Genomic DNA, 13,632 nt, shown 5'->3' on the forward strand with positions numbered 1-13,632 from the left:
CCCCCGTCTCCTCGATGCGCACGAGGCCGCGGACCGCGGCGTCCAGGAGCCCGGCGGCGGGCGCCTTCGCCGTCTTCCGGAGCAGTGCGGCGGGGCGGCGTCCAGTCCGGAGGTGGCTGCGGCAGAGCGGCGGGACCCGCTCCGGACGGATGCGCTCGGGCACGGGGACGAGCGCGTGGGTGATCGCGCTCGAGAGGGTGAAGGCGCTGGAGTCGAGGTGCGAGGAGTGCCCGAGGCGGGTCGCCTCGGAGGCGCGCTGCTTCGCTCCGGAGGCGGGCCGGATGTCTCCTGAGAGGCTGATCTCGCCGAACGCGGCGATCCCGGGCCGCAGCGGCGTGTAGGCGTGGGCGGAGGCGATGGCGACCGCGATCGCCAGGTCCGCCGCCGGCTCCATGAGCTTCACGCCACCGACGGTCGACACGTAGACGTCGCAGCGCCGCAGGGGGATGCCCGCCTGGCGCTCGAGGACCGCGAGGATCATCGCGACCCGGGACGCGTCGACTCCGTTCGTGACGCGGCGGGGGTGCTCGCCGTCGTTCGCGATCACGAGCGCCTGGATCTCGACGGGGAGCGCGCGGCGCCCCTCCATCGCGACGGTGACGCAGATGCCCGGGGTGGGGAAGCGCGTGCGGCTGAGGAACAGACCGCTCGGGTCGGGGATCTCGGCGATGCCCTCGGCGGTCATCTCGAAGCAGCCCACCTCGTCCGTCGGGCCGAAGCGGTTCTTGAGGGAGCGGACGAAGCGCAGCGCCGTCTGCCGGTCGCCCTCGAAGTGGCAGACCACGTCGACCAGGTGCTCGAGCAGGCGCGGCCCCGCGATGGAGCCGTCCTTCGTGACGTGTCCGACGAGCACGAGGGGGAGTGCCCGCTCCTTGCAGACGCGGATGAGGGTCGCGGCGACTTCGCGGACCTGGCTGGGACCGCCGGGCAGGCGGTCGACGGTGTCGCTCGCGACCGTCTGCACCGAGTCGACGATGAGCAGGTCCGGTCGGACCTCGTCGATCTGACCGAGGACAGTGGCGAGGTCGGTCTCGGCCGCGAGGAAGAGGCTGTCGTGCATCGCGCCGGTGCGCTCGGCCCGCATGCGGACCTGCGCGGCCGACTCCTCCGCGCTGACGTAGAGGACCCGCTGGCCCTCGGCCGCGGCCCGGCTCGCGACCTCGAGCAGGAGGGTCGACTTGCCCACGCCGGGCTCTCCCGAGAGCAGCACGACCGCGCCGGAGACGATCCCGCCGCCGAGCACGCGGTCGAGCTCGCCGACGCCGGTGGGGCGGTGCGCCGCCGACGTGGTCTCGATCTCGGTGATGGGCCGAGCGATGCGGCCGGCGGCCGGAGCCACCGCGGCGACCGCGCGGACGAGGCCCGTGCGCTCGGTGCTCTCGATCACGGAGCCCCACTGCTGGCACTCGCCGCAGCGGCCGACCCACTTCGCGGTCATCCATCCGCACTCCGAGCAGCGGTAGGGGGCGGTGCGCGTCTTCGAGGAGGCCATGAGGTCCTTTCGGGGCGGAGGAGGGAGACGAGCGCGACGCTACGGGGGACCCCCGACACCGTCGCTCGTTCGAACGTGTCTTCGACAGTACCGCCCACCACCGACGACGGGAGCGGGGCGCGCCAGGCGGGGGAGAGGTCTCGTGGAGGCCGGCTGTGGAGGAGCGTCGACGCGGAGGAGCGCAGGCGGCGGATCGCGCCACGGAAGACGGCTCCGCCCCGAGCGCCGCCCGGTCGGCGTCGGACGTCTGCGGGAGACTGGGGGCATGTCCTCGACAGTGCACGTCCTCAAGTCCGGCCGCTCGATCGGCGTCAGCTGGTCCGGCATCGAGGGCGCCGAGCGGGTCGTCGTCCTGGCGCATCCCGCTCCCGGCTCCTCGGACTTCGACCCCGACCCGGAGGCGACCACGCGCCACGGCGTGCGCCTGCTCTCGTTCGACCGCCCGGGCTACGGCGCCTCCTCCCTCCTGACCGACCTCGACCCCGCCGGAGCGGGCGTCGGAGCCAGCCCCGAGCAGGCCGCCGCCGACATCGCCGAGTACCTCGCGACCGTCGGCATCGCCTCCGTCAGCGCCGCCGGCTGGTCGGCGGGAGGTCGAGTGGCCCTCGCGCTCGCCGCGAACTACCCCGGTCTCGTGGAGCGCGTCGCCGTGATCGGCACGCCCGCTCCCGACGACGCCGTGCCGTGGGTGGGCGACGAGAACCGCACCGAGCTCGCCCGCCTCGCGACCCTCCCGCTCGACGAGGCCGTCCGCTCGCTCACCCGCACCCTCGGGGGCGCCTTCGGTCCGACGCCCGCCCCCGACGCCCTGCTCGGGATGCTCGGCTCCGGCGACGCCGACGCCGCGGTGCTCGAGACCCCCGGCGTCCGCGAGCGCCTCTCGCGCATGTTCGAGCGCGCCGTCGCCCAGGGCACGCTCGGCATGGCCGCCGATCTCATCGGCTACGGCGTGCAGGACTGGGGCTTCGCCGTCGAGTCCGCCGAGCCGCCAGCGCTCCTCCTCTACGGCGCCGAGGACGCGGTGGCCGGCCGCCGCCACGCCGAGTGGTACGCCGCTCGCCTGCCCGACTCCCGACTCGAGGTGGTGGCCGGCCGCGGACACCTGCTCGCGATCCCGGAGTGGGACCGCGTGCTCGGCTTCCTCCTCCCCGCCTGACCGCGGTCCGTCCGCTCGATTGGCGCGACTTCCGGCCGTCGCGTACACTCGACCCCGGTACCGTGTCCGAGCGGCCGAAGGAGCATGTCTCGAAAACATGTGTGGGCTTGCGTCCACCGTGGGTTCAAATCCCACCGGTACCGCCACTGTGAGGCCCTCTACTTCTGCGGAAGTAGGGGGCCTCAGTCGTTCGCGGTCGGCGGGGCTCCGACGTCCGTCGGTCCGCGGGCGCGATCCGACGGACGTCGACTCCCGCCGCTTCCTCGAGCGGGCCTGCTCAGGAACCGCCGACCGCAGGCCAGTCCGTCGTCAAGAACGCCTCGACGGCGCGATGCCGGAAGCGGTATCGGGGGCCGCGCCTGATGATCCCGCGCACGCGGTCCAGCCGCTGCGACGTGGTGCCGGCGTCGGTGGCTTTCGCGAATCCCGCGCCGTTCGCGATCGTGGACAGGGTCCTCTCCTCGACCGGCAGTCCGGCCATCGCTTCGAGGAATTCGCGCTCGCGCTGCGGAAGACGGTCGAGGATGCGCTCCACATGGGCGGTCGCCTCCTGTTCCGCCGCCGTCCACCCGTCGAGGACCTCGCTCCGGGTGATCAGCTCTCCCGTACCCGCGTACCACGCCCGCTGGCCGGCGAGCTGGAAGAGGAAGGGCTCACCCTGGCAGAGATGGATGATCGTCTCGGCCGCATCGGGGGCCATGCGGATCCGGCTGAAGCCGCCCTCGTCGTTCGTCACCTCCCACCCGTCGGTGATGAATGGACGCAGCGCACTTCGCAGGTCGTCGTCGTCGATCGGAGCCAGCACCGTGGTCTCGAAGCGGCGGGTGAAGGTCGCGCCCTTCCGCGCGGTCGAATCCTCGAACTCCGGCAGGCCCGTCAGATACACCGCGATCGGAAGCGACCGGGTGATCAGCAGGCCGCCGGGCGCCTCCACCTCGACCTCGTGGGTGATCACGTCCCCGAGCGCGATCAGCACCTGCGAGAGCTGCTTCTCGTCGGTGATGTTCTGGATCTCGTCGAGATGGATCAGAACGACCCTGTCGATCTCGATCGCCTTGCGGCCGATCTCGACGAGGAGGTCCGACAGAGCTGTGTGAGGCTCTTGGCCCTCCTGCGATTCTCGGAGAGCGAGCGAGTACCCGCTGACGGCTATCGACTGCACCCGAGCGAGCAGAGTCGCGATCCTCTTCTCCGCCCGTGCTGAGATCCCTGCCTTGTCGGCGAGGTTCAGGCACTCGCTCGCGAGTCGCTTGATCACGTCCGTGCCCAGCGCGATGCGGATCTGAGGAGTGACCAGGTCTCCGCGAGCCGCCGCGTCGGCTGCGATGCGTCGCACGAGGGTCGACTTGCCCAGACCCGGTTCGCCGAGGATCGTCCGACCGCGCTCGAAGAGCCCACTGGACAGCCGGGGACGCAGAACGTCGCGCCAGTCGCTGAGTTGCCGGACGCGACCCGCCCAGACGGCGGGCACGACATCGGAGCCGGGCTGGAAGGGATTGCTCAGAGCACCTCGCACGCTGGTAAATTTACCACGCTGCTTGTTCGGGCGGTAAACTTTACCGGCTCGATCGTCCCGCTGCTGGTCGAACGGACCACAGGAGCCGGGCCCTTCCTCCTCGGCGGTCGCGACAAGCGGGTCAGCCCGCGCGGAGCAGCCAGGAGCGGCAGGCGCGCAGGGCCCGGTACAGCCGCCCGACGGCGTGGTCGGCTTCGGCCGAGCCGACGTCCGAGAAGGAGCCCGCGCCGCCCCAGAGGCCGAGCGCCTCGGCGGCCGCTGCCCGGAGGTCCCGGTGGGTCGTCACTCCGGCGAACAGTCCGTCGAGCCAGTCGGCGGCACGGGTACGCGACGTGTCGTCCTGAGCCCGCGCGACGTCGCGCACCTCAGCGACCGCCGCCGTGATCTCGGCGAGCACGGCGGCGGTCGTGCGGTCCATGCTCCTGAGCCTAGGAGCGGGAGCGCTGCGACGCGGCGTGGGTCAGGAGCGTCGCCACGACTCCGACGAGCACGCCCAGCGCGGTCTCGAGCGCCCGGTCGCGCAGCAGCACGAGCTCGTCGACGGGGTGCGCGAGCTCGACCATGAGGATCGCGAGCGGAGTGACGAAGGCGAGGGTCAGGCCGTAGTTGCGGCCGACGACGAGCTCGGCGGTCATCTGGAGGAGCACCACCACCACGATCACCGCGAGCGGGGAGAGCGGCAGTGCCAGGAGCCCGGCCGCGATCAGGACACCGACGATCGTGCCGAGCATCCGGTGGCCGGCGCGCACGAGGCGGGCGCCGGCGTCCGCTCCCGAGACGGCGGCGACGGCGGAGACCATCGCCCAGTAGGGATGACCGAGGCCGGTCGCGGTCGGGATGACGCCCGCTACCAGGACGACGGCGCCGAAGCGGAGCAGGGCCGCTCGGGTCGCAGGGCGGGCGGCGGCAGCGCGGAAGGAGGCGCGCCACGGCGTCGGGGCGAGGCGACGGGCGCGCGGAAGGGCGAGTCCGCTCAGGCCGACGACGAGGGAGAAGGCGGCGGAGCCCGCGGCCAGGGCGAAGGCGAGCGGGATGCGCGAGGGCTCGGAGGGAACGGATGCGCAGGCGGTGACGGCGAACACGGGGAAAAGCGGCCCGGGCGGGTGCCAGTGCAGGGCGTCGCTGAGGTAGACGGCGGCGACGGTCACGGCGACCACCACAGGGATGATCAGCCAGTCGCGGTGAGGGGAGAGGGAGACGACGGTGCCGAGGGTCACGGTCGCGACGAGGAACGCGGCGGCCGACAGCTGCATCAGCAGGCGCGGCCGGTGGGTGTGCTGGCGACCGTAGAGGGCCGTGAAGGCGCCGAAGGTCGCGTAGAGGGCGAGATCGGTGCGGCCGAGCGCCCAGAGGACGAGCAGGGGGACGGCGATCGAGACGCCGGCGCGCAGGGCGACGCGGTGGGCGTCGGCGTGCGGGCCGAAGGCGAGGAGATCGCGGGGGTGGGGCAGAACGGGGGTGGTGGCCATCGGGTCCTCTGATCGGGGTCCGAGCGGCGGCGGCCGGAGAAGTGGTTCACGGGTGAAGCAGATATACTTTACGCGTGAATCACTCTGAAAGCCAGCCGGGCGACGCGGTCGACGAGATCAGGGCGGGCTGGGCGGTGCTGCGACCCGAGCTCGACACCTCCGCCGTCGATGTCCTCGGGCGGGTGATCCGCGCCTCCGCGCTGATCGTGCGGGCGACGGAGGAGCTGCTCGCCGCCCACGGGCTGACCCGCGGCGAGTTCGACGTGCTCTCCACGCTGCGTCGCGCCGGCACTCCGCAGTCGCCGACGACCCTCCGGACGATCGCCCTCGCCTCCGCGCCAGCGATCACCAAGCGCGTGCACTCGCTGGAGCGGCGGGGCCTGGTACGGCGCTCCGCCAACCCGGCGGACGGGCGCGGCTCGCTCGTCACGCTGACTCCCGAGGGGGAGGAGCTGGTCGACCGGGCCTTCCCCGAGGTGCTCGACGCCGAGCGGGCGCTGCTCTCGGGGGTGCCCGCCGATCTGCGGGCGGAGGCGTCGCGCTCGCTCCGCGCGGTGCTCGCGAGCGTCGAGGCGGCCGCGAGCCGGTGACCCGCACGGTGACCGCGAGGCGGTGGGCGCTCGCTACCGTGGTCCCATGCGCCTGACCTCGAGCTTCACCGTGCCGACGCGGCCGCCGGTGCTGCAGCTGGTCAAGACGGCGGCGGCCACGGTCGTCACGTGGCTCCTGGCTGCCGTCGTCTTCCCGGGGACGCTGCCCGTCTTCGGCGCGATCGCGGCACTCCTCGTCGTCGCGCCGAGCATCAACCAGTCGTTCTCCAAGGCCCTCGAGCGCTCGGTCGGCGTCATCATCGGCGTGATCGTCGGATCCGTGATCGGCACGGTGCTCGGCGGCGAGAGCATCATCGTGCTCCTCGCGATCGTTGCCGCGATCGCCGTCGGGTGGGCCGTGCGCCTGACCCCCGCCTCCGCGGTGCAGATCCCGATCAGCGCGATGCTCGTGCTCTCGGTGGGCGCGGTCACGCCGAACTACGCCCTCGACCGGATCCTCGAGACCCTGCTGGGCGCGGCCGTGGGAGTCGTCATCAACGTGCTCATCGTCCCTCCGGTCGTGCTGGCGCCGGCCGAGAGGGCGATCGGAGATCTCACCGCCCAGCTCGCGGCCGCACTCGACGACCTCGGCGACGCCCTCCAGGCCCCCGTCCCGCGACGCCGGCTCGACGAGCTGCTGATCAACGCCCGGCTGCTGCAGACCATGCAGAGCAAGGCGGAGGAGGCGATCGCGACCGGCGAGGAGTCCCTCCGACTCAACCCGCGCCGCTCCGCCCACCGCGACCGGCTGCTGGCCCTCGACTCCGTCGTCCCGCGGCTGGGGCGCATCGTGACCCGGGTCCGCGGCATGACGCGGACCGTGCACGACCTCTACGACGACGAGCTCGTCGGGGAGCCGACGATCGCCGACATCGCGGTCCAGCTGCACCGGGCCGCCCACGATCTACGGCTCCTCGTGCAGTCCTCGGTCGACGTTCCCGAGCCGGAGGCGATCACGGACGAGCTGCCCGCTCTCACCGCGCCGCTCGTGATCGCGACTCCGCACCCGCAGCACTGGATCCTGCTGGGGGCGCTCGCCGAGGACCTGCGGCGCATCCGCGAGGAGATCGTCGGCGCGGAGTCCTGACGGGCGGGCGCCGAGGGGCGTCGGCGAGAGGGCTGTTCTCGCGGGGGCTCGGCGTCTCGCGGCACCGGACGTGCGGGGCGTGCTGGTCCGGGGTGATCAGTCGTCCTGCTCGCCGTCCTTCCTCGATCCGCCGCCCTCGACGAGCTCGCCCTCGCCCGGATCGGGAGCGGCCTGGTGCAGCGCATCGGGGTCGCTCGCCTCGGCGTGGAGGGTCTTGCCCTCGGCGATGAGGGAGTCGTCGTCCACGAGGATCCCGGCCAGCTCGGTGATGCGGCCCCGGAGGGCGCCGATCGGATCCTCGGTGGGCGCGTCCTCCTCGGAGTGGTCGACCTCCGAGTCGGGGTAGCGGCGGAGGGCGGCTTCGTCCCGGTCGGGCTGCGGGGCGCGGGCGTGCTCGACGCAGAGGCGCGCGACCTCCTCCGCGTGCGCGTGCATCACGGAGTGGGAGGCGTCGGGGATCTCCCAGGCCCGCGCGTGCGGCATCGACCGGGCGATCTCCTCCGCCCACTCGCGCGGCACGAGCCGGTCGAACTCGCCGCGGATGACGAGGGCGGACGCGCGGATCCGGGGGACGGTCTCCTCGATCCGGTAGTGCATCATCTCGGGCAGCACGCGGGAGAACCAGCGCGGACCGCAGAGGAGGTAGGCGCCCGCCGCGAGGATCGCGACCTTGAGCGGCTCCCGGACGCTCGACTGGGCGAAGCGGAGCGCGGCGGTCGGGAGGCGGCGCTCGTGCCGGTTCATCACCGGTCCGAGCAGGACGATGGTGGTGAGCTCGGGGCGGCGCGCAGCGAGCTCGGCCACCACCTGGGTCCCCATCGAGTGGCCGAGGACGACGGGATCGTCGAGGTCCAGCTCGTCGATGACGGCGCCGACCAGCTCGGCGTAGTCGCCGATGTCCATGCGCCGCGCGTCGATCGGGTGCGGCACGCCGCCGAAGCCCGGCAGATCGAGAGCGTGCACCGGGCCGAACTCGTTGAGCGCGGGCGCGAGGCGCTCGAAGTAGGTGGCCGCGACTCCGATCCCCGGCACGAGGACGAACGTGCGCTCTCCGTCGCGCCCCACGGTGCTCACCCGCGCCCAGACGTCGCGGTGGTGCACGCGCTGGACCGAGACATCGGTGCTGCGGGTGCGGCGGTGCGGATCCCGCCCTCGGGAGCGCGTGGTCGCGAAGACGTCGCGGACCCCGCGCCTCAGGGTGGTGGCGAGGGTGGGGAGGAGGTCGCTCGGGCGGAGCACAGGGCCTCCTTCGATCGGGGGAGTCGGTCGCTGCGAGCCTAAGCGCTCGCCGCCGGGCTCAGATCAGCATGTCGTCCGCCCTGTGGAGGATCAGACGGGCCGGCCCGGTGTGGAGGACGCCGTTCGTCAGGGGAGCGGTCCGGACGCCGCCGCGCCTCCGCATCGCCCGGAACGCCCCGGGGGCGAGCACGACGTCCATCCAGGCGCAGGGGTTGGCCGGTCGTCCGCCCTGGAACTCGATCCGCTCCCCGCCCTGCTCGATCGCGAAGGTGCGGCCGGCGAGCGCGTCGACGTCGGCGCCGCGGACGATGATGTTGCGGCGGGTGTCGGCGGGGTCGAAGGGCCCTGCGCCGAGCTCGACGGCGATGTGCTCGAGGGTCTCGACCGCGAAGAGCGTGATCGCCGCGGGCCGGTGCGCGCGCTGGGCGAAGAAGCGGTCGCCGACGATGCCGAGGCCGGCGCGGATCTCGATCCGCTCGGGCTGCTCGTTGCCCTCGGACGGGACCGGGCCGTCGGCGGGGCGGCCCTCGTAGCGGTGCAGCGGAGAGACGACGAAGCCCACGAGCTCGATCGCGGCAGCCTCCATGAGCCCACGCTACGCCGTGCGGGGATGCGGCGGCGTCCGCCCGCCGGGAGGCTCCGCGGCGCGTTCCGAGGCTCCGCGGAGGAGGGGACGTCTCGGCGCTGCGGCGGCGTCCCGGGAGGGAGCCCTCGGCACCGCCGCCGCCGATTCGCGGAGGGGGCTCCCGGCATGTATAGTCGTACCTCGTTGCGTGCGCCTCTGGGTCACGCGATGGACTGCGCCCGTAGCTCAACGGATAGAGCATCTGACTACGGATCAGAAGGTTGGGGGTTCGAATCCCTCCGGGCGCACTCTGGTTGAGACAGAGCAGAACGGCCCGCTTCGGCGGGCCGTTCTCGTTTTAACGGTCGCGGAATCCACTGGCTGTCGGCGTCGGCAGGGCGACGGAACGGCCGTCCTCCGCCCCGCAGGACGCGTCCTCGTCGCGCCGTCGGCAGCGCCGACCGTCTACCGCCCGCATCCGCGATCAGTCCGCGCCCGCGTTCGAGGTCACTCCTCGCAGGTTCCACGATCACCCGTCGAGAGCGCGACCGGCTCTTCTCGCGCGCCGTTTCCTCCTCCACAGCGCTCATCTCGCGCCGTTCTCCACGGATGCACCCGTCCCGACCACGGGGACGTCGAACCGAGCAATACTCTCCTTCCGTGGGGCTGAACGGTCGCCGCCGACGCTGTGCGCTCGGTCGGCAGAAGAGAGGACATCGGATGAGTCGAACGGAACAGTCGGGGCGGGACGAGCGCGGACGACCCCGAGCGCGGACGGCGCGAGCGCTGGTCGGCACGACGGCGGGCTGCGTGCTCGTGAGCGGGCTGCTGGGTGGAGGCCTCGCGCCGCCGCCGGCCTTCGCCGCAGACGGTCCGCACACGACGATCGAGAACACCCTCCTGCAGGGGGGTGCGACGAACGCCGGAGTGACGACCGTCTCGGCCTGGGTCCAGAAGGGCGAGACGCTCCGGGTGGACCTGCACCCGCTCAAGGCGGGCTCGGGGACCGGCGAGGGCGAGACCGGTGGCGGTACCGCGCGGGTGACCGCTCCCGGCGGAGCCGTCCTCGACGAGCAGGACTTCGCGCCGGGAGCGGCGCCGTCGGTGTCCGCGGGCGGGGCGTTCACGGCGGACGAGACCGGCGTCTTCCAGATCAGGGTGTCCGACGACGACGTGACGGCTCCGGTGAACCTCGTCTGGAGCATCGGCGTCCAGGATGCGCGAGGCGCGGCGGTGGCCGGCCGGGTCTGGTCGAACTCCTATGCGATCCAGTCCTACTCCTCGCCCGAGGAGCGGCGCTCCTCCTTCACGCTCCACGCCGTCACCGAGACGGGTGCCCGCTACGAGCTCGGGCTGCGCGGTTACGACGGGGTCGCCTCGACGGTCCAGGCCACGAACAAGGGCAACGTGAAGGTCGGGTCGTCCGACCCGTCCTACCTCTCGGTCCCCATGCCGCAGTCGAGCGAGGCGGGCGGCATCGGGGCGCAGTACGTGCAGGCGTCCGGACGCTCCGGAATCGACGGCCTGCAGACCTACAAGCTCTTCCTCGACCCGCCGTCGTCCGACCTGCCGGAGTCGATCGCTCCGGCCTATCGCGCACCGACGATCGAGGGTCTCGCCTTCCGCCGGTCGTCCGCGGGCTCCGACGAGGGCACGCTGACCGGCGTCCTCGGGACCCAGCCGGGCACCGTCGTCATGGACGTCGACGTGGACGGGGACGGCTCCTACGACGGCGATCGCGACGTGCACCTCACCCGGATCGCGGGGACGACCGGTCCCTTCTCGGTCGACTGGGACGGACGGGACGCGAAGGGAGGGGCGGTCGACGTGACCGACCCCGACGTCACCTTCCGTGCCGCCGTCGGCCGCACGAACGAGTTCCACTTCACGCGCGTCGACGCCGAGACGTCCGCCGGCGGCGTGTCCGTGGTGCGGTCGACCGGCGGCGGCGGCGACCCGTCGACGGTGCACTGGGACGACTCGCTCCTCGCCGGATCGAACTCGGAGCGGTACTCCGGAACCTCCGCGGCGACGTCCGGCGACGGCGGTACCGACTCGTCGGGCGGAGTGCACCGCTGGGAGGGCGACGACTCCGGACAGGGCCGCGTCCCCAACGCCAACGACTCGGTGCACGGCTCCTACGGCGACCTGCGGGCGATCGACGACTGGGCGTTCGGCTCGGACGGCGCGGTCGCGGTCGCACGCCTCGACCCGCTCGCGCCGCACGTGACCATCGCGAAGACCTCGTCGGTCGACTCCGCCATTCCGCTGCTCCGCGGCGCCCGCGTGCCCTACCGGATGACGCTGACCTCGGACGGGACCGGGGACTACTCCGACGCCGCCGTCATCGACTACCTCGACAAGGGTGTGCTCGACGACGCCGAGCTCGACGCCGGCTCCCTCCGCGCCTCGCAGGGCACGGCCACGATCGACGCGGAGACGGGGCGCATCTCCTGGGCGGCCGGCAGCCTGCCGGTCGGAGCGACTGCCGAGCTGACCTTCGACGTGATCGTGACGGGCGAGGGGGACCGCGCGCTGACGAACACGGCCTGCCTCGCCGATGCGCCCTTCGCTCCCGCCTCGTCCGGCACGGGGACCGACGCGAACCCCTGCGCCACCGTCCCGCACGACGTCGGCGAGGGGTCGCTCCTGATCCGGAAGACCGCGTCCCAGGCGAGCGCCGAGCACGGCGGCACGGCCGGCTTCGACATCGTCGTGGCCAACACCGGGTCGGTCGACGCGACGGACGTGACGGTGACCGACGTCCCGACGCTCGACCACCTGCTCGAGGCGACCATCGAGAACGGCGCCGGAGGAACGCAGCCGGCCACGGAACCCGTCACGGGTCTCGACATCCCCGCCGGCGGCCGGATGTCGCTGCACGTCAGCGGCCGGGTCGCCGACGGGTACGACGCGGCGACCCTGCCCAACCGCGTCTCGATCACCCACCAGCCCGACGGCTTCGACCCGCCGACGGTCGAGAACGCCTGCGTGGACGATGCGACGTCGTCCTGCGCCGAGATCCCGGTGCCGCCCGTCGAGGGCCGGCTCTCGATCGAGAAGACGGCGATCGAGGACCGGGTCGACCACGGCGGGCGCGCCGGGTTCCGGATCGTGGTCGCGAACGAGGGCGCTCGGCCGGCGGACGGGGTGACCCTCACCGACGTCCCCGAGCTCGCGCACCTGAGCGACGTCACGATCTCCCAGGACGGGGGCCCGGCCTCGTCCGACCTGACTGTCGAGAACCTGTCGCTGGCACCGGGAGCGTCGACGACCTTCACCGTGACCGGCCGGGTCGCCGACGGCGTGGACGCGTGGACCATCCCCAACCGGGCGCTCCTGACCGAGGTCCCGGAGGGCTTCGATCCGACGACCGTCCTGCAGCCGTGCGCGGACGACGGCGGAGCCAGCTGCGCCCACGTGGCGGTGCCCCCGGTCGGACTCGTGCCGACGGTCCTCGCCTCGACGGGAGCGGCGGCCGGGCCTCTCGCGGCCGGAGCCGGCGCTCTGCTCCTGGCCGGCGGCGCCCTGACCGCACTGCGGCGTCGCTCGACCCGCACCTCGTGAACCGGAGCCCGGGCCGCCGCAGCGCGGCCCGGGCTCCCCGATCCCTCTTCTCGAAAGGCACTACTGCATGACCGAGCACGGCCTCCCGTACCGCATCACCGAGCGCTTCCCTCTTCCCGACGGACGCGTCGGCGTCAGCACCTGGTGGTCCGCAGACCCGGAGCAGCTGGAGCAGCAGCTCCGCACGCGCGCCGGGCATCAGCACCCGGAGAGGGAGCCGGCCCGGAGACTGCACCTCTCGACCGCGACGGTCGTGCTGATCGAGGAGCGGATCACGGGAGGCTTCCGCCCGCTCGACCCCCGCCTCCGGGCCCGCACCGATCCGCGGTGGCGCCGCGCTCTGCTCCGGTCGCGCAGGCCGGCCCTGCTCCGACGCGTCATCGGCCCGCGGGATCTCCCGCGGACGGATCCGCCGGTCGAGGTGTCACGGTACGTCGATCCGACACGTCGAGTGTGAAGGGGGCGGGTGGAGAGCTCTGCACCTGAGTCGCGATGAGGCACTCGCAGCGAGGAAGCCGTCGGGTCAGGCGGCTTCCTCGAGGTCGTCCTCGACTGCGACGGGCGCGTCGACGGGGGCGCAGGGGGGTGCTGACTCGGCCGGGGGTGCTGAGGCCGCGATGCGCGAGCGCTCGAGCCCGGCGAGGAGCACGGCGAAGGCCTCCTCGAGCTCGGCGGTGTCGCGGAGCAGGACGCGCTCACCGCTCGTCGCGTCGAGGCGGACCGTCCGGTAGGCCGGGCGGGGGAGATCGGAGACCAGGGTGATGATGCCGAGGACGACACCGCTGCGGCGGGCGCGCGCGGTCCAGCGGTTGGCGTGGGTGCGGAGAAGGATCATGACCGGGGCCGTCCTCGGTGACGTGGTGCAGGAGCGGGGGGAGGGGGTGTCGCTGGCGGTGCGGGGATCCTCTCGAAGCTTGCTGCACGAAGGGCCTCCGCTTCCTGTGCTTGACA

12 protein-coding genes and 2 tRNA genes are annotated in these 13,632 nt (G+C 73.0%); 7 read left to right on the forward strand and 7 right to left on the reverse strand.

Going from position 1 to position 13,632, the window contains the following annotated elements; genetic code table 11:
- On the reverse strand, positions 1-1,492 hold a 1,492-nt coding region (gene radA / locus C5D44_RS04130), incomplete at its 3' end, for a DNA repair protein RadA (RefSeq protein ID WP_104280923.1).
- Between the two features lie 265 nt (positions 1,493-1,757).
- Here radA and C5D44_RS04135 point away from each other — a divergent pair.
- Both C5D44_RS04135 and C5D44_RS04140 read left to right on the forward strand, forming a co-directional pair.
- The gene (locus C5D44_RS04135; protein WP_181118442.1) at positions 1,758-2,648 is read left to right on the forward strand and encodes an alpha/beta fold hydrolase; all 891 of its coding nucleotides are present in this window, start codon (positions 1,758-1,760) and stop codon (positions 2,646-2,648) included.
- A gap of 56 nt (positions 2,649-2,704) precedes the next feature.
- Positions 2,705-2,794: transfer RNA gene (locus C5D44_RS04140), tRNA-Ser, on the forward strand.
- Between the two features lie 131 nt (positions 2,795-2,925).
- Here the strand turns inward: C5D44_RS04140 and C5D44_RS04145 are convergent.
- The 3 genes from C5D44_RS04145 to C5D44_RS04155 form a co-directional block, all read right to left on the reverse strand.
- Positions 2,926-4,164, reverse strand: coding sequence for an AAA family ATPase (locus tag C5D44_RS04145; RefSeq protein ID WP_104280925.1), 1,239 nt, complete (start codon positions 4,162-4,164; stop codon positions 2,926-2,928).
- Between the two features lie 121 nt (positions 4,165-4,285).
- Positions 4,286-4,582 (reverse strand): hypothetical protein, encoded by a 297-nt coding sequence (locus tag C5D44_RS04150; RefSeq protein WP_104280926.1) that lies wholly within the window; start codon positions 4,580-4,582, stop codon positions 4,286-4,288.
- Positions 4,583-4,592: 10 nt separating this feature from the next.
- Positions 4,593-5,633 carry an FUSC family protein gene (locus C5D44_RS04155; RefSeq protein ID WP_104280927.1) on the reverse strand — a complete coding sequence of 347 codons (1,041 nt, stop codon included), beginning with the start codon at positions 5,631-5,633 and terminating at the stop codon, positions 4,593-4,595.
- Between the two features lie 74 nt (positions 5,634-5,707).
- Here C5D44_RS04155 and C5D44_RS04160 point away from each other — a divergent pair, with 74 nt between their 5' ends.
- A complete protein-coding gene (locus C5D44_RS04160; RefSeq protein ID WP_104280928.1) occupies positions 5,708-6,223 on the forward strand; it encodes a MarR family winged helix-turn-helix transcriptional regulator in 516 nt (171 codons plus the stop codon).
- Between the two features lie 46 nt (positions 6,224-6,269).
- Complete coding sequence (locus tag C5D44_RS04165; protein WP_104280929.1) at positions 6,270-7,310, forward strand: aromatic acid exporter family protein; 1,041 nt, start codon at positions 6,270-6,272, stop codon at positions 7,308-7,310.
- A gap of 96 nt (positions 7,311-7,406) precedes the next feature.
- On the opposite strand, the gene C5D44_RS04170 is transcribed toward C5D44_RS04165, so the two are convergent.
- Together C5D44_RS04170 and C5D44_RS04175 are read right to left on the reverse strand one after the other, a co-directional pair.
- Positions 7,407-8,549, reverse strand: coding sequence for an alpha/beta fold hydrolase (locus C5D44_RS04170; protein WP_104280930.1), 1,143 nt, complete (start codon positions 8,547-8,549; stop codon positions 7,407-7,409).
- 58 nt (positions 8,550-8,607) lie between these two features.
- Entirely contained in the window at positions 8,608-9,135 is a 528-nt protein-coding gene (locus C5D44_RS04175) for an MOSC domain-containing protein (RefSeq protein WP_104277276.1), read from the reverse strand.
- Positions 9,136-9,349: 214 nt separating this feature from the next.
- Here C5D44_RS04175 and C5D44_RS04180 point away from each other — a divergent pair.
- The 3 genes from C5D44_RS04180 to C5D44_RS04190 all read left to right on the forward strand — a co-directional run bounded on the left by C5D44_RS04180 (position 9,350) and on the right by C5D44_RS04190 (position 13,138).
- Positions 9,350-9,422: transfer RNA gene (locus C5D44_RS04180), tRNA-Arg, on the forward strand.
- 412 nt (positions 9,423-9,834) lie between these two features.
- On the forward strand, positions 9,835-12,681 hold the full coding sequence (locus tag C5D44_RS04185) for a DUF11 domain-containing protein (RefSeq protein ID WP_146087971.1): 2,847 nt from the start codon (positions 9,835-9,837) through the stop codon (positions 12,679-12,681).
- Between the two features lie 67 nt (positions 12,682-12,748).
- A complete protein-coding gene (locus C5D44_RS04190) occupies positions 12,749-13,138 on the forward strand; it encodes a hypothetical protein (RefSeq protein WP_104280932.1) in 390 nt (129 codons plus the stop codon).
- A gap of 66 nt (positions 13,139-13,204) precedes the next feature.
- On the opposite strand, the gene C5D44_RS04195 is transcribed toward C5D44_RS04190, so the two are convergent.
- A complete protein-coding gene (locus C5D44_RS04195; RefSeq protein ID WP_104280933.1) occupies positions 13,205-13,516 on the reverse strand; it encodes a hypothetical protein in 312 nt (103 codons plus the stop codon).
- Positions 13,517-13,632 lie beyond the last annotated feature (116 nt).

The organism is Rathayibacter sp. AY1B5, assembly GCF_002932795.1.
Classification (GTDB): domain Bacteria; phylum Actinomycetota; class Actinomycetes; order Actinomycetales; family Microbacteriaceae; genus Rathayibacter.

Coding starts and splice junctions, on each gene's coding strand:
- C5D44_RS04135 (WP_181118442.1), top strand. CDS start 1,758: ATGTCCTCGACAGTGCACGTCCTCAAGTCCGGCCGCTCGATCGGCGTC.
- C5D44_RS04150 (WP_104280926.1), bottom strand. CDS start 4,582: ATGGACCGCACGACCGCCGCCGTGCTCGCCGAGATCACGGCGGCGGTC.
- C5D44_RS04155 (WP_104280927.1), bottom strand. CDS start 5,633: ATGGCCACCACCCCCGTTCTGCCCCACCCCCGCGATCTCCTCGCCTTC.
- C5D44_RS04165 (WP_104280929.1), top strand. CDS start 6,270: ATGCGCCTGACCTCGAGCTTCACCGTGCCGACGCGGCCGCCGGTGCTG.
- C5D44_RS04175 (WP_104277276.1), bottom strand. CDS start 9,135: ATGGAGGCTGCCGCGATCGAGCTCGTGGGCTTCGTCGTCTCTCCGCTG.
- C5D44_RS04185 (WP_146087971.1), top strand. CDS start 9,835: ATGAGTCGAACGGAACAGTCGGGGCGGGACGAGCGCGGACGACCCCGA.
- C5D44_RS04190 (WP_104280932.1), top strand. CDS start 12,749: ATGACCGAGCACGGCCTCCCGTACCGCATCACCGAGCGCTTCCCTCTT.
- C5D44_RS04195 (WP_104280933.1), bottom strand. CDS start 13,516: ATGATCCTTCTCCGCACCCACGCCAACCGCTGGACCGCGCGCGCCCGC.